General features: G+C 63.2%; 21 protein-coding genes and 1 riboswitch. Of the genes, 9 read left to right on the forward strand and 12 right to left on the reverse strand.

Annotated elements, in window-relative coordinates:
• The first annotated feature begins 39 nt into the window (after positions 1 to 39).
• A complete protein-coding gene (locus FJW05_RS11355) occupies positions 40 to 378 on the forward strand; it encodes a hypothetical protein (RefSeq protein WP_140631667.1) in 339 nt (112 codons plus the stop codon).
• Positions 379 to 699: 321 nt separating this feature from the next.
• Positions 700 to 1,992, forward strand: coding sequence for a DUF763 domain-containing protein (locus FJW05_RS11360; protein WP_140631670.1), 1,293 nt, complete (start codon positions 700 to 702; stop codon positions 1,990 to 1,992).
• Positions 1,993 to 2,599: 607 nt separating this feature from the next.
• Here the strand turns inward: FJW05_RS11360 and FJW05_RS11370 are convergent.
• Both FJW05_RS11370 and FJW05_RS27395 read right to left on the reverse strand, forming a co-directional pair.
• Positions 2,600 to 3,196, reverse strand: coding sequence for a DUF6456 domain-containing protein (locus FJW05_RS11370; RefSeq protein ID WP_140631675.1), 597 nt, complete (start codon positions 3,194 to 3,196; stop codon positions 2,600 to 2,602).
• 121 nt (positions 3,197 to 3,317) lie between these two features.
• Positions 3,318 to 3,695, reverse strand: a complete 378-nt coding sequence (locus tag FJW05_RS27395) for a hypothetical protein (protein WP_181164906.1) — start codon at positions 3,693 to 3,695, stop codon at positions 3,318 to 3,320.
• Positions 3,696 to 3,805: 110 nt separating this feature from the next.
• Here FJW05_RS27395 and FJW05_RS27400 point away from each other — a divergent pair, with 110 nt between their 5' ends.
• On the forward strand, positions 3,806 to 4,135 hold the full coding sequence (locus tag FJW05_RS27400; protein WP_181164907.1) for a hypothetical protein: 330 nt from the start codon (positions 3,806 to 3,808) through the stop codon (positions 4,133 to 4,135).
• A gap of 124 nt (positions 4,136 to 4,259) precedes the next feature.
• Here FJW05_RS27400 and FJW05_RS11385 read toward each other — a convergent pair whose 3' ends face one another.
• Positions 4,260 to 4,658, reverse strand: a complete 399-nt coding sequence (locus FJW05_RS11385; RefSeq protein WP_181164908.1) for a hypothetical protein — start codon at positions 4,656 to 4,658, stop codon at positions 4,260 to 4,262.
• Positions 4,655 to 4,783: a hypothetical protein gene (locus FJW05_RS27900; protein ID WP_281405769.1), complete on the reverse strand. Its 129-nt coding sequence runs from the start codon at positions 4,781 to 4,783 to the stop codon at positions 4,655 to 4,657. Before FJW05_RS27900 ends, FJW05_RS11385 begins: the two co-directional genes overlap by 4 nt.
• 80 nt (positions 4,784 to 4,863) lie before the next feature.
• On the opposite strand from FJW05_RS27900, the gene FJW05_RS11390 reads away from it, so the two are divergent.
• From FJW05_RS11390 to FJW05_RS11400, 3 genes are all read left to right on the forward strand, one after another.
• Positions 4,864 to 5,496, forward strand: a complete 633-nt coding sequence (locus tag FJW05_RS11390; RefSeq protein ID WP_140631678.1) for a S24 family peptidase — start codon at positions 4,864 to 4,866, stop codon at positions 5,494 to 5,496.
• Positions 5,497 to 5,648: 152 nt separating this feature from the next.
• A complete protein-coding gene (locus tag FJW05_RS11395; protein WP_181164909.1) occupies positions 5,649 to 6,515 on the forward strand; it encodes a DUF2167 domain-containing protein in 867 nt (288 codons plus the stop codon).
• Positions 6,479 to 7,096 carry a hypothetical protein gene (locus FJW05_RS11400; RefSeq protein WP_140631681.1) on the forward strand — a complete coding sequence of 206 codons (618 nt, stop codon included), beginning with the start codon at positions 6,479 to 6,481 and terminating at the stop codon, positions 7,094 to 7,096. The genes FJW05_RS11395 and FJW05_RS11400 overlap by 37 nt, the downstream gene beginning before the upstream one ends.
• Positions 7,097 to 7,104: 8 nt before the next feature.
• Here FJW05_RS11400 and FJW05_RS11405 read toward each other — a convergent pair whose 3' ends face one another.
• From FJW05_RS11405 to FJW05_RS11420, 4 genes are all read right to left on the reverse strand, one after another.
• Entirely contained in the window at positions 7,105 to 8,115 is a 1,011-nt protein-coding gene (locus FJW05_RS11405; RefSeq protein ID WP_140631683.1) for an ABC transporter substrate-binding protein, read from the reverse strand.
• Complete coding sequence (locus FJW05_RS11410) at positions 8,112 to 8,870, reverse strand: ABC transporter ATP-binding protein (RefSeq protein ID WP_140631686.1); 759 nt, start codon at positions 8,868 to 8,870, stop codon at positions 8,112 to 8,114. Before FJW05_RS11410 ends, FJW05_RS11405 begins: the two co-directional genes overlap by 4 nt.
• Positions 8,867 to 9,670: an ABC transporter permease gene (locus FJW05_RS11415; RefSeq protein WP_246673371.1), complete on the reverse strand. Its 804-nt coding sequence runs from the start codon at positions 9,668 to 9,670 to the stop codon at positions 8,867 to 8,869. Before FJW05_RS11415 ends, FJW05_RS11410 begins: the two co-directional genes overlap by 4 nt.
• A 159-nt stretch (positions 9,671 to 9,829) precedes the next feature.
• Positions 9,830 to 10,438, reverse strand: a complete 609-nt coding sequence (locus FJW05_RS11420) for a YkoF family thiamine/hydroxymethylpyrimidine-binding protein (RefSeq protein ID WP_140541655.1) — start codon at positions 10,436 to 10,438, stop codon at positions 9,830 to 9,832.
• A riboswitch (TPP riboswitch) is annotated at positions 10,429 to 10,541 on the reverse strand. Its footprint overlaps the gene before it by 10 nt.
• A 205-nt stretch (positions 10,542 to 10,746) precedes the next feature.
• Between FJW05_RS11420 and FJW05_RS11425 the strand changes: the two genes are divergently transcribed.
• The 3 genes from FJW05_RS11425 to FJW05_RS11435 all read left to right on the forward strand — a co-directional run bounded on the left by FJW05_RS11425 (position 10,747) and on the right by FJW05_RS11435 (position 12,701).
• Positions 10,747 to 11,835, forward strand: coding sequence for a GSU2403 family nucleotidyltransferase fold protein (locus FJW05_RS11425; RefSeq protein WP_140631688.1), 1,089 nt, complete (start codon positions 10,747 to 10,749; stop codon positions 11,833 to 11,835).
• A gap of 101 nt (positions 11,836 to 11,936) precedes the next feature.
• A complete protein-coding gene (locus FJW05_RS11430; protein WP_140631691.1) occupies positions 11,937 to 12,281 on the forward strand; it encodes a hypothetical protein in 345 nt (114 codons plus the stop codon).
• A 210-nt stretch (positions 12,282 to 12,491) separates the two neighbouring features.
• Positions 12,492 to 12,701 (forward strand): hypothetical protein, encoded by a 210-nt coding sequence (locus tag FJW05_RS11435; RefSeq protein ID WP_140631694.1) that lies wholly within the window; start codon positions 12,492 to 12,494, stop codon positions 12,699 to 12,701.
• Positions 12,702 to 12,707: 6 nt separating this feature from the next.
• Here FJW05_RS11435 and FJW05_RS27905 read toward each other — a convergent pair whose 3' ends face one another.
• From FJW05_RS27905 to FJW05_RS11450, 4 genes are all read right to left on the reverse strand, one after another.
• On the reverse strand, positions 12,708 to 12,836 hold the full coding sequence (locus tag FJW05_RS27905) for a hypothetical protein (RefSeq protein ID WP_281405770.1): 129 nt from the start codon (positions 12,834 to 12,836) through the stop codon (positions 12,708 to 12,710).
• A 172-nt stretch (positions 12,837 to 13,008) separates the two neighbouring features.
• Positions 13,009 to 13,263 (reverse strand): DUF2934 domain-containing protein, encoded by a 255-nt coding sequence (locus FJW05_RS11440; protein ID WP_140541658.1) that lies wholly within the window; start codon positions 13,261 to 13,263, stop codon positions 13,009 to 13,011.
• Positions 13,264 to 13,370: 107 nt separating this feature from the next.
• Complete coding sequence (locus FJW05_RS11445) at positions 13,371 to 13,580, reverse strand: hypothetical protein (protein ID WP_095768291.1); 210 nt, start codon at positions 13,578 to 13,580, stop codon at positions 13,371 to 13,373.
• Positions 13,581 to 13,707: 127 nt separating this feature from the next.
• A complete protein-coding gene (locus FJW05_RS11450; protein ID WP_140631697.1) occupies positions 13,708 to 14,007 on the reverse strand; it encodes a DUF1236 domain-containing protein in 300 nt (99 codons plus the stop codon).
• Positions 14,008 to 14,111: the final 104 nt, after the last annotated feature.

The following is a 14,111-nucleotide window of genomic DNA, read 5'->3' on the forward strand; positions in this document are numbered from 1 at the left end:
CAAGCGTTGTCAGTGCGAACCTTCAGGAGGAGGTTTGCCATGAAAAAGCTTCTACTTGCCTCGGCAATCGCCATCGCTTCGGCAGTGGCCACGGTCGCGCCGGCAGATGCGCAAGGCTTCTTCGGTCTCGGGATCGGGCCGTTTGGCGGCTATCCGTTCTACGGCGGCCCGTTCTATGGCGGCCCGTTCTACGATTACGGCGGCCGCTATTATGGGCCGCGCTACTATGATGACTACTATCCCGGCTACGTGGTCCGCTATCCGCACTACCGGTACCATCGGTATTACAGACACTACTACATCTATCCCCACCGGTACCACCATAGGCATCATTACCGGCACCACAGGCATCACCACGGGTACTATTACCGGTATTAGCGGGTGATGCGGCCGGCGGACCGATCTCCCTCCTCGTGGGGGAGATCGCATATGGCTTTTGGGAGTTCGGATAACCTGCATGCCTTAATGGCGTCATCCTCGGGCTTGTCCCGAGGATCTACCGGCCTGCCTGAACTGGGCGCTATATCCGCGTGCGACGGCGGATCCTCGGGATAAGCCTGAGGATGACGGCGTTGCTTTGGCCTTCGCCAATAAACCCCATATGCGATTGCGCTGCTCCTCGTGGGGGAGATCGCGTCGGCGCCTTGCAAATTACCGGCAAAATGCCATCTAATTCTCCGGCATCCACGGAGAACATCCTTGACGCAGCGAAGCGGCAGCGCCGACCTGCCGCTGCATGGCGGGCGGGTCCCGAAATGGCTGGGCGATCGGATGACGAAGCTCGGCGCGGTGCTGTGCGAAGCGATCATCCACCATTACGGCCGCGACGAGCTTTTGCGCCGTCTGGCGCATCCCTTCTGGTTCCAGTCCTTCGGCGCGGTGATGGGCATGGACTGGCATTCGTCCGGCATCACCACCTCGGTCATCGGCGCGCTGAAACGGGGGCTCAACCCGCTCAGCAATGAGCTTGGCATCCATGTCTGCGGCGGGCGCGGCGCGCATTCGCGCAAGACGCCCGGCGAGTTGATTGCCATCGGCGAGCGCGTCGGGCTGGACGGCGATGCCCTGGCCACCGCCAGCCGGCTCGTCGCCAAGGTGGACAGCGCCGCCGTGCAGGACGGCTACGACCTCTATCTGCACGGCTTCATCGTCACCGATGACGGGCGCTGGGTGGTGGTGCAGCAAGGCATGAACGGGGACGCCCGCCAGGCACGCCGCTACCACTGGCTGTCGGAGGGGCTCAAAAGCTTCGTCGACCAACCGCATGCGGCGATCGAGGGCGAGCGCCAGAGCGAGATCGTCAACCTGACCGACCGTCGCGCCGAGAAAGCCCGCGGCGGCCAGATCGCGCTGCTCAAGACGATGAGCCCGGAAAAGATCCTGACCGAGCTGGCCGCGCTGGAACCGCGGTCGGAGCCTGAACCGGCCGCGCAGCCGCTGCTGCCCAACCTCGTCATGCCGGCGCATCACGATGTGCGCGAAAGCGACATCGTGATGCGCCGCCTGCACAGCAACATCGCCTCGGCCATCGAAAGCGGCCCGAAGGATTTTCCTGAATTGCTGCTGGTCCCCGGCGTCGGCCCGCGCACGGTGCGGGCTCTGGCCATGGTGTCGGAAGTGGTGCACGGCGCCCCCTATCGCTTCTCCGACCCGGCCCGCTTCTCCCTCGCCCATGGCGGCAAGGACCGCCACCCCTTCCCCGTGCCGCTGAAAGTCTATGACGAGACGATCGCCGTGCTGAAATCGGCGGTGGGAAAGGCGAGGCTCGGAAGAACCGAAGAGTTGGAGGCGCTGAGGCGGCTGGATGGTGAGTCCCGTCGGATGGAGCGCTACGTGACGGGGCCGAGCCTGAAGGAGATCGTCGCGGGTGAGATGGACCAGTCGCATTTGCTGGGCGGGCGGAGCGTGTTCGGGTGGGAGGGGAAGCCGGAGGGTCGCGACTTGGAGAGCAGAAGCGGGCCGGGAAGAAAGGGCGGCGATGATCAAGGCTGAGGCTGGGAGAGTGCCGCGGACGCCTCCTTGCTTCCAGCTTCGGCGGCTAGTTTCAGCCACTTCAGACTCTCGGCAGGGTCGGTTCTCACCCCGTCAGCGCCGCTGGCATAAGCCTTTGCAACCATAAGCTGGTACGGCGCAGCAGGATCGGCGCCTTCCTCGGCAACCAGCGGGCCCCTCGAACCGAGCCGATGGAACCAGTATATGGCATCCGCATCACTCTTCGGTATGCCGCCCCATCCGTAGGCGTAGATTGATCCTACTAGCATCTGGGCAGATCGATCCCCAAGCTGCGCCAGCGGTTTCAGGTTCGCCAATGCAGCGGTGCCGTCCTCTCGCTTCAGCGCTTGTACACCTCTGTCCATCTCATTTGTTTCGCAGCAGCAACAACCCCACGCTAATTGCTGCCACCACGACCAGGCCTATCAGGAGCCAAGCAATCAGTCTGGTCCTCGCTTTAGGCATATCCCCACCCGCTACATTTCGAACCGATTGCATTGCTTTAACAACAATACCGACTCATCGTACCAATAACCATCTTTCGACAACTTGACTGTTTTGTTCTCTGCTTATGGTTATCCCAAGATCAACCAGCACTTTCTAATATTCACCCTACCTTCCTTCCCATCATCCCATAATGCACCGCCAACAAATCCAGCCCGATCTTCAGCAGCTTGACCACCACGTCGCGCCCGTCGCCGGTGCGTTCGGCGACGGCCTTCACCGACTGGCCTTCGAGGCAGATTTTTCGGACCGCTTCAGCCACTTCCCAATGGGCGAGCGCAGCGGCGGCGTGGGCATACGCCCGGCCGGCTGACAGCACCCGGTCCGGGACGCCGCCGCCGATTCGACCGCTATCGACTCGCTCGCTCCAGGATTGCGGCAGCAGGCCTTCGCGTTGACTACGCTCGAAATCGTCGCGGAAGCGCTGGCCGGCTTCGCGCTGCTGGCGGCTGAGCGAGGTGACGCCGGTGAGCGGGTCGACATTGCGCAGGCGCACGACGCCGCCGGTGGAGGTGTAGCCGCCGTTCGACACCTCGTAGATGCGGCGCGCTTCCGCCGTACCGGTGGTGAGGCGCTGGCGGCCGAAGCCGTCGGGCTTCAGCGCGAAGTCGTGACCGATCTCGCGGCGGATGCGTACCTGCTCGGCCTCGCCCTTGGGGAGCTTTGGCGGCTGGGGTTTCTTGGCGGATTTGCGGGGCATGGTGCGGTCCTTGGGTTGGAATTCTATAGATGTTGGCGCGAGGCATCCCTCATCCGGCTCGGCGCAGAGCGCCGAGCCACCTTCTCCCACAAGGGGAGAAGGAGAGCCTGGCGCCCTCACATCACCTGCCGCGATGGCCGTGAAACCTTGCATGGTGATGGGCGCAGTAGGAGCGCGTGGCCGACGTCGGCAGGCCGCAGCAGAGCATGTCCAGTCCCGGGCGCGTGCCGACGGGATCGGCTTCGGCATCCTGGCGCAGCGCGAGATCGAGCGGCGCGCGGCAGCGGCCGAACAGGCAGTCGAGGAAGCGCATGGCCGCTACATGCGGCTGGCGGCCAGGGTTCACCGGAGGCGGCGGCGCTGGCAGCTTGTAGAGATGCGCTTCGGATTTTTCGCGGGTGCCAGGGGCGAGCCAGGCGGGCGGAAGCGTGCGCGCGGGTTTGCGGGCTTTGGATTTTTTGGGCTTGGGGGTGCGGGCAGTGATGAGGTCCGGCGCCATACGCGGATACGTCGGCGGGACAGCGTCCCTCTCTGTCCTGCCCGTCCTCCGCAGCGGCTGCGCAGCAGTTGCGGAGGGTGGACTGGGCATCTCCCCCACTTGGGAGAAGATTGGCGGTTGCGGCGCCGGCGGTCTCCACCAATTCGGCATGCCTTGAAAGCGCGGCGGGTTCGGAGAGCGTCACCTCTCCGGCGGCCACCCTTCTCCGCCCGCCCGGACGATCCGGCCGGGCGGGCTTCTTCGGCCTGCCGCCGGCGCGGCCGCCCTTGGGGTTGGCGAAGCCGATGGCGCTCAAACCGGCGTTGCGGTGGACGATGCCGATAATGGCGTTGCGCGAGACCGGGCTGCCGCGCAGCGCGCTGAAGCGGCCGGCGATGCGCGAGGCCGACAGCCCCTCCTTTAGCAAAGCGGCGATCTCGTCGATTTCCTTCTCGGTGTAGGCGGCTGCCATCTGCTCATTCCGTTGATTGCGAAGCACTTGGGGCGAAGCGCCAGGCTTCAGGCCAAGCGCCAGGGTTCGGCCGCGAGGCCGTTTGGTGGTCAGGTCAGCGAAGGCGTTGAAGGTCAGGCGGCGCCGGCAGCGTTGTCTTGGCGCAATTCCGGACGGAAAACCGCTTCGCACTTTTTCTGGAATTGCTCCGGCGCCGCGCCGGTCAGTCGGAGAAGAGCGGCCTCGGCCGCAGTCCGCGTCAGGCCCGACACCGCGCGGCCCGTCATCCGGTCGAACAGGATGACGGTGCCGTCCTCGGTGCGGATGCAGCTTATGCCCGAATTGGGGGCCGGAGCCGGGGGAGGAACGGCTCCGGCCGTTCCGGTGAACCGGGGTGCGGGCGGTTCAGCCGGATCCGGGGCAAGCGCCCCGGAATGCGCCCGGACCGGGGACGGTCCGGACGATTGGAATTCGACAGGCGATTCGAACGGCGGTTCGAACGGCGGTTCGAATTGGAAAGGCAGCGCGTTCATGCCGCCTCCTTTTGCATGGCGGCGAACGCGTCGATGCTCCGCCAGGTATCGATAAGCCCTGAGATGCCCGTGGGCGGCACCGGAATCACCGGCAGTGCGGAAATGCTTGCGGGATGTTCATTCATGCGCTAAGCGTACGTTATGTACGAAATTGGCGCAAGCGAAATCGTACACTTCGGACGATAATTTTCAGGCATTTTGTACGATGATGGATTCTCGGCACAGATTGCAGCAGGCGCGCGCCCAGGCCGGCTATGCCTCGCCCAGCGATGCGGCACGGGCCTTGCGTGACATCAACAAGAACACGCTGATCAGCCACGAGAACGGCAACCGGCCGCTGTCGCGCAAGGCGGCGGAGAAATACGGCCGGCTGTTCGGCGTCGACCCCGGCTGGCTCTTGTTCAACGCGGACGGCGCAGAGGCGGCGCCGGTCAATTTCGCCCCCTCGCCCGTCACCATAGATGTGCCGATCGTGTCGTGGATCAGCGCCGGCGAGCTCGGCAGCCAGGATAGTGTCGTCAACCTCTCCGACTATCCGACCATCCCCACCGCCGATCTCGAGGAAGGCGAGTGGATCGCGCTGCGCGTTGACGGGCCGTCGATGAACAAGATCTCGCCGCCGGATTCGATCATCTTCGTCAACCTGCGCGACAAGCGGCTGGTGACCAATGGCTGCTACGTGATTTCAGACGAGACGGGACGCGCCACCTACAAGCGCTGGCGCCCGAACGACAATCCGCCTTTCCAGCCGGCATCCTATCTCGACATCCCGCCGCCGGAGCTGGAAGGCGCGATCACGATCATCGGGCGGGTGAAGCGGTCGATGATCGATATGTGAGGGTTAGGCGGCGGCATGCCGTCTCAAGAGCAGTTCGGCAGGGCCATGGTCGAGACAAGGAACAAAAGGGGAACTTCTCGTCTTGTGCTTGTCTTCGAAATACTCTTATATCACGGATGCTTGAGGTTGGGTCCCATTGGCGGGAGGGGGTAATGAACAAGTCGGTCAGGGAAAACCTGATTTTCATTATGGTGGCGCATGCCTGTTTCCTGGCGCAGCCGGCAATCGTGCATGCCGAGGACGCGGACTATCATCCGCAAAATTTTACCCAGCCTCTGAGCGCCGCCAGAGGCACAATCACTCCGGCTGGCGGCGCCGCCTTCTACCTGAAGCCGGAGGACCGCTGCGACCTGGTGGTGAAGGAGTTCGGCTGGGACCGCGACCAGTGCGGCACGATCGACCAATTGATCTTCGGCTTCACGCCGGAGATCGATAACCTCACCGTCGAAAAACCCGTGTCGGACGGCTATGTCAGCCTCGCGGACTGGGACAGTGCCGACCGCAACGAAGAAATTAGTTCCCTCGAGGAGAGCTTCAAGGAATCGGTCAAAGCGCAGTCGCAACGGCTTGGACAGGATATCCGCTTCGACGGCTGGCTCCTTTATCCGCAAATCGATAAGGGCAAGAATATCCTTTACTACGCCAACATCCTGAACTGGGCCGGCGACAGGACGATCAACATCTCGGTCTCGATCTTCGACCGCCAGGGCTATGTCCCAATCAAGATCGTACCGGTGAACGGCAACATCACGAGCGATGCCGTGCAAAAGATCGTCGAGGCGTCGGCCGACGCCTACAAGCCGAGGGCCGGCAGTTCCTATTTCGAATTCTCCAGCGGCGACAAGGTGGCCGGTTACGGCGCGCTGGGCGTCTTGGCGACGATGCTCGGGGTCAAATACGGCAAGGCCGCCGGCGCCGGGCTGATCGCGCTGGCGCTGCTGGTGCTGAAGAAGGGCGCCTTCCTCGTGCTGTTGCCGCTGGTGTGGCTGAGAAGGCTGTTCAGCCGCAAGAAGGTCTAGAGCGGTTCACTTTTAAAAAAGTTCTCGGCGCTCATTTACGCGAGCAAAGACCGCGACTTTCTAAGGAATTGCTTACGGCCAATGGCCAGTTTGGTTGGGGGATGAAAGTGAAATTAATTGTGTTATTGGCTCTGCTTTTGTTGGCAGGTTGCCAGACAAAATACCAGAATATGGGATTCACCGGAGGCGTAGCGGCCGCTCCTATCGGAGGAGACATGTACCGTATCTCCGCGCGGGGGAATGGCTATACAGACCCCACGACGGTGCAGGATTATGTGCTGCTGAAAGCAGCCGAAACCACGTTGCAATCCGGGCATACACATTTCGTAATCGTCGGCGGCCAGGACGCAAGCAGGCAGGAATTTGGGCAGACTCCTGGAATGATGCAGACCAACATCATCGGAAACACGGCTTATACAACATACACCCCAGGGAGTACCTATCAGATCGTCAAGCCCGGCCAGGACGTATTGATAAAGGTGGGAAACCTCACCGGGCTTAACAACATTGGCGCCTTTGACGCGAAGCAGGTTTTCGACGCGATCAATCCACGGGTTGTGCGACCCGATCCGAAGAGTTAGGCCTAACCCTACCCTAGAAACTCGTTGCTGAAATACGCCCCGAGATCCGGCCGCTCCTTCAGCACCTTGCCGTCGCCATCGAGCAATATCCCCGAGGCGAACAAATACCCGCCCATCGCCTCCATCTTGGCCTTGTCCATGGTGCCGATGGCGCCGTCCGCGCTTTTCAGGAAATGCTCGTCGTTCAGCGCCTTCAGCGAGGCTTGCACCAGCGCCGGGTTGGTCAGCGTATCCTTGTTCGCGGCGATCAGCAGCTCGCCTGCCTGCTGCGCATGGTCGACGGCGAATGCGTAGCCGCGCCGCGTCGCCTGGACGAAGGCCACGGCCGCCTGTCGGTTGGCGGCGAGGAAGGCGTTGCTGGAGACGATCAACGTGGTGTGCTCGTCCGGCACGCCGCAACCGGCGTAGCGGAAGCTGCGCTGCCTGAGACCTTTCAGCTCGGCCTCGACGCCTTCCCAGGTCGAGACCTCAAGCGTGAAATCGACTGCGCCGTTGGCCAATGCCTCGTAAGCCGAGGTACCCAGCGTCACAGTGGAAAACTCACCCTTGCCGCCGTCATGGCGGATGATGGTCGAGATCAGCGCGTTCTCCCAGGCGCTGCCGAAGCCGCCATAGGTCAGGCCGTCGAGATTTTTCGGGCTTATAATCGCGGTTCGGTCGGCGTTGAAGACGACGCGGCCGGTCTCCGACTGGACGACGGCGTAGACGGCCTTCAGGTCGGCGCCCGCGCTCTTTTGCGTGAACAGGCCGAGCGAGCCGGAAATGCCGAAATCGGCAACCTGGCTGGCCACCAGCGTGCCCGAGCCGGTATCGCCATAAGGCAGGATTTCGACCTCTATGCCCGCGTCGCGGTAAAAGCCCTTGTCGCGGGCGACGAACAGGCCGACGTGATTGGTGTTGACGGTCCAGTCGAGCGCGACGGTGATTTTTTGCGCGGCGGCCCGGGCACGTGCAGCAGTCCCGGCAAATGGCAGGCTGGCGGCCAGAAGAATCGCCTGGCGGCGGGTGAAATCGGTCATCGGTTTTCTCCATCGGATGGTTGGGAAATCGGTTCGGCGGCGCCGAGCAAAATGTCGAGGATGCCGGCCTCGATCGCGGCCGCCTCGCGGGCAAGCGCCGCGCTCTTGGTGCGCGGGCGCGGCAGCGGCACAGCCACCTCGCGCACCACGCGCGCGGGCCGCGCCGACAGCACATAGATGCGGTCGGACAGAAGCACCGCCTCGCGCACGTCATGGGTGATGAGCAGCGCCGTCCAGCGATGGTTTCGCCACATCGTCTCCAGCCAGCGCTGCATGGCCGCGCGGGTGAGCGCGTCGAGCGCGCCGAACGGCTCGTCGAGGAGCAGCATGTCGCACTGCTGCACGACGGTGCGCAGCAATGCCGCCCGCTGGCGCATGCCGCCGGACAGCTCGGCCGGCCAGGCGCGCTCGAAGCCGGCAAGGCCGAACTCGGCGAACAACGGCGCCACGCGCTCGCGCGCCGCGCGGCGCTTCAGGCCCTGCACCTCGAGCCCCAGCGTCGCGTTGTCGATGACGCGCCGCCACGGCATCAGCGCATCGCGCTGCGGCATGAAGGCGAAGCGGGCGCCGTCGAAGCGCATCTCGCCCTCGCCCCGGATTGCGCCGGTGAGCAACTGGAACAGTGTCGACTTGCCCGCGCCGGAGGGGCCGAGGATCGAGACGAACTCGCCCTCTTCGACATGCAGCGAAATGCCCGCCAAAACCTCGAGCGCGCCGAAGTTTTTTCGCATGTTGCGGAGCTCGAGCCGCGTCATGGCCGGCCCTCTCCGGAAGGCTTGTCGCCATAGCGCCCCGCCCTGTCGCTCTTTGCATTTTCCCATGGCATGGCGAGACGCTGGGCGAGCACGGCGAGGCCGAACAGCGTCAGCGTGAGCGCCGAGCTGACCGCGACGGCTGCGAGCACCAAGTCGGGGCGGAAATTGTTCTTGGCGCTGAGCATATAGATGCCGAGCCCTTTCGCCGCGCCCGCATATTCGGCGAAGATGGCGCCGACCACCGCATAGGTGATGGAGATGCGCAGTCCGGCGAAGAAATAGGGCAGCGCCGACGGCGACCGAGCGAGCCAGAAGATGCGCCGGCGCCCTGCTCCCATGGCGGCAAGCATCTGGCTGATTTCCTGGGCCGTGGCGGCATAGCCCTCCACCAATGCCACCATCATCGGAAAGAAGGTGACCAGCGCCACGAGCAGGATCTTCGGCAACAGCCCGAAGCCGAACCAAAGCACCACCAGCGGCGCGATCGCCACCAGCGGCAAGGTCTGGCTGGCGATCAGGAGCGGGAACAGCGCGCGGCGCAGGGGGGCAAAGAAGTCGACCAGCGCCGAGAGGATGAAGGCGGCAACGAGCGAGCAGGCAAAGCCCGCCAGCGTGGCGCGCATGGTGGGAAGCGTGTTGTCGGCCAGTGCCGCCCGGTTCTCCCAGGCCTGCGCCAGCACGCGCGAGGGTGCAGGGAGCACGGTGGGGGCGATGCCGCCGAGGCGTGCGCAGAGTTCCCAAATTAGGAGGAGGAGAGCGAATGCGACAGCGGCGGGGAAGATCTTGGCGACGGTCGAGATGACAGCCAATCTCCCCCTCAAGGGAGGAGATTGGCCGTCGCGACGGGCTTCGCCAATCGCCGACGTATGCCCTACTTGCGAAGTAGGATTGGGGACACTTCCCCCCAATGGATCAAGCCAAACAGCCACGACATCTACCTCGATAGATCGAGCTTGCGCTCAAGCCGCGGTCGGGCTGTTCGCCGAAATGGTGATGTCGAGCGTCACGTGACCGGCGCCGGGCCCGAAGCGGCAGAAGGCTTCGTTCAGAGTGGCGAAGACCGCGCCGGCGTCGCCGCGCAGCTTGGTGCAAAAATGCTTGGAGCGTTCGAAGACGCCCGACTGTTTCAGGAAGTCGATACAGCCATAGATCTCGTCCATGTGGTCGCCGGTGCCCATCACATAGAGCGAGAATTGCGCCGCCACCGGCTGATTGGTCGAAAGCGTGGCCTCGACGGCGCGCAACGCGGCGCGCTTGCGTTCGTCGAGCGGGATCGCCGGGCCGCCGATCTCCTCGGAGCGGCAGATCGGGTCATCCGGCTCGCCGGGGCAGCCGCGCGAGACGGCGGCCGACAGCACACAGTGCCTGCCGCTTTTGGCGGCCGCCACGAACAGGTCGCGCATGGCTGGGAACAGCACCTCGGGCGGCCCGACCAGCAGCGTTGAGATGTCGTCTGTCTCGATCCTCAGCCTGTCGCGGTAAGGATCGAGCGCGCCAAGCGCGCCAAGGATCACGCCGACGAAATCGTCGGCCATGGGATAAAGGGAAATCTGTGCGCCGGAAAACATGGCCCGCCTCGCTCCGCTGGTATTATCCAGATCAGCTTTAGGGTCCGGAGGCTTGCCGCCACCATCTCAGCCCCGACCGTACGGAGCACCCCTGTGGATGGCCGGGTTAAAGCACTGTTTGCGGTGCTGGGAAAGCGGTTTTTTGCGGTGTCAATTGGGCCAGGCGCCCATCTCCCTATGGGAGATGCCGGTGGTTATAAGATTTTTGTAATTTTCTTATAATAGCCTTGCGATCTGGATTGACGGCGCGCAAGTTATAAGAAAATCGCACAATTTCTATAACAGCTTCGTAGGAGCCGGGAGCGGCAATGAAAACCATCGATCTCGCCTATCGCACTCTTTATGCCGAGTTGGTGCAACGCAGCCTGGATGCCTCCTTCGAGACGGATTTCTCGACGGCAGGCAATTTCGTGCGCGTGCCGGTGAAGGGCCGCGACTACTGGTATTTCGAGGAAACCCACCCCGAGAAAACGCGGCGCTATGTCGGCCCGGCCGAGGATCCCGAGATCGCCAAACGGGTCGCGACCTTCAGGGAAATCAAGGACGATCTCAGGAGCCGCCGCAAGCTGGTCTCCACGCTTGTCCGCGATGCTGGCCTGAGCGCACCCGAACCTTTCACCGGCGACGTCGTCGAGGCGCTGGAAAGGGCCGGGCTCTTCCGCTTGCGCGCCGTGCTTATCGGCACGGTCGCGTTCCAGACTTATGCCGGATATCTGGGGGTGCGCCTTCCAGGTGCCGCGCTGCAGACGGGTGATGCCGGCTTCGCACAGTTCCATTCCGTTTCGGCCGAAGTGGAGGACAGCACGCCGCCGGTCATCGATGTGTTGAAGGCGGTCGACCCAACATTCCGCGAGATCCCGCACCGGACGGATGCTGGCCGTACGACGCAGTACGAGAACGCCTCGCGCTACCGGATCGAGTTCCTCACCCCGAACCGAGGCAGCGACGAGCACACGGACCACGCCAGTCCGATGCCTTCGCTCGGCGGCGCTTCGGCTCAGCCGCTGCGCTTCCTCGATTTCCTGATCCGCGATCCTGTGCGGACGGTGCTCCTGCATCGCTCCGGCGTGCCGGTGCTTGTCCCCTCGCCCGAACGCTTTGCGGTCCATAAGCTGATCGTCGCGGCACGGCGCGAGCGAAGCAGCGCCGCCAAGCGGGAGAAAGATCTCCACCAGGCAGGCTTGCTGGTCGAGGCGCTGGATGCAATGCGCAGACAGGACGACCTTGCCTATGCCTTCGCGGAAGCCTGGGGACGCGGTGATGCCTGGCGAGAGGCCTTGCGGAAGGGATTGAACCTGCTCAAGCCGGACAGGCACGAAATGGTTGATCTGGTCTTGGGAAAGGCGCTCGAGCAAGCCCGCATAGACCTTGATGACTTTCCGATGCGCCTGCGCTGAATCTCGCTCTCATGATGCAGTATCGTTCAAATCGTACGAATCCTACTTGATTGCTTTTCGTACATAAAGTACGATATTTCCCTTCCATTGAGGGGATTTGCTTGACCACCGCGAACCATGCCGCTTTTGCCGACCTCTCCCACCCGTTGTTGTCGCCTTTGCCGCTCGCCGAGCGCGAACGCCTTGCCGGCGCCTGGCGCATGGCCAACCAGGACATCGCCGACGACATCCGCTTTATCCGGCAATATCTGAAGGTGATCGCCGAAAAAGAGGAGCGGCTTTCGACCGGCGCGCTGGTGCATGGCCGCGTCTATGTCGAGGCGTGTGCGGCCTGGCTGCCGGAGACGGCGGCGCGGTATTTGCGCAACCTCAGGCTGATCAGCGAATGCGAAAGCGCGATGATCGCCGCGGGGGTGAGGTTTGCCCGCTCGAGCGATGCTTGGTGAGGCGCGTTCTCACCTCTTCATCGTAGAAGGGAAGGAATCCGGGTCGCCCGAAAAGCGAACAATCATGCTGCTGCAACCCTTGGCTCAGCGGGTCGAAAAATGCATCGTTTCACACAATCGCCAATTGGTGGACGCGGGCGAGCGGCCGGGCGTTAATTCTACGCAGGCGAAGGAGGGTAAAGCCGTAATACCAGGGAGGAATTCGTTTTGATGGACCAGCAAATCGACATCGGCATACAGCCCGACGATCAGCCCTACGAAGTCACTTCATTCGCCCGCAAGCATGGCCTGACGGTCCCGGTTGCCGACGCGGTGCTTTTCGCCAAAGGTCCGTCGCCGTCACGCGCAGCTTGCGACATGGCAGCGCTTGCCTTTCTCTGCGCGGTCGCGCGATACGCCGGAAAGCAAGGGAGGCAATAACCTTTCCTACCAGCTGAACTGCAGCCCCGCATTGCTGCCCACGTGACTGCCGGCGAAGGCGACGCCGAGCGTGCCGGTCAGCCGGCCGCCATGGTCGAAGCCTTCGCTCAGCACCGCGGTCCCGGTGATGCCCAAGCATTGGCTTGGCCGGCTTGGCCCAGTTGCCCTACGACATATCCGTCGACCGACATGGTCTTGATCAAGACGACTTTTCGCATGGTCGGCATAGCCTTCGGGCACAGTTCGCACACGGAGCGTCGCACCGTCACATGATCCGATGGAAAGGGGTGCAGGCCTTGGCTGGCGGTCAGCCCTTGGTCTTCTTGGAGGGGGACTTTGCCTTGGCAGGGCCCTTAGCGGGCTTCTCCGCCTTGGCCGCTTTCGGCTTGTCGGCCTTGGCGGCAGCGGCCTTTTTCGGGCTCTTGGCTTTCGGCTTGCCGGCCGCATCGATCTCGGCGGCCGCCTGGTCCCAATGCTCCATGTGGGCGCCTTCGGGCCGGCCAGCCTGCTCCCAGATCTCGTGCGCGCGCTGGCGAATGCGTTCGTGCTTATCGTCCGTCACTGTCGCCTCCTGATGTTGGGACGGTTCCCCGGCGCGAACATTAGCCGAATTTTCGCGTGACGTCTTCGGTATCACGAATAAGCGACCGACCTGGACGGCAATTTCGCTCAGTGTCCGTCGGTGACGACCGCGATGCCCAGATGCGCTGCCTTTTTTGTAATCAACCCGGCTAAATCCGCGTCAGAGCGGTCGGTCCCCGTGCGCTGGCGCAGCAGGGTGATCGCCTCGTGCATCGACAGGAGGCCAGTCCTATGCTCGGCCAAAAGCTTGTCGACTTGGCGTGCGATGTCAGGTGATTCGACGTGTGGATGATGCATGGCAACGACTCCTTCCGCGCTTCGTTGCCTCCCAAACCACTGCCTATCTTAGGCCTTATGCCCGGATGCGAAAAGAGCCCGATCCTTGCCCAGTGCTTCGGAGGATCGGGCTCTTCCAGGGCTGGATCTACTCGATCACCTGAACAACGCGGCGCGTGCCGGGATCGATCAGCACCGTATGGTCGTTGACGACCGCATAGCGGTACTGGACGTCCGGAACCTGCTGCAACTCGACCGTGTCAGGCACGGTCGAGCCGACGCCAAGCTCAAGGCCGAGCACATTGACCGAGGCGATCGGATGCTTGTGAACATATTCCTTGACCACGGTCTGCTGCTCGGGGGTGATGATCACCTCGTCCGCGGCCGCGATGCCGATGCCGGCCATCAGAGCCAGGCCGGCGACAGCTGGAATGAGGGTGGTTTTCATCGTTTCTCTCCTGTTGCGTTGGTGAGCTCCGCCCTGCCTCCGCAGGGGCGGAAACACGAGCAGGTCGAACATGGGAGCTCCCGGGGCAAACGCCGCCGGCAGGG

The organism is Mesorhizobium sp. B2-9-1, assembly GCF_006439455.1.
Taxonomy (GTDB): domain Bacteria; phylum Pseudomonadota; class Alphaproteobacteria; order Rhizobiales; family Rhizobiaceae; genus Mesorhizobium.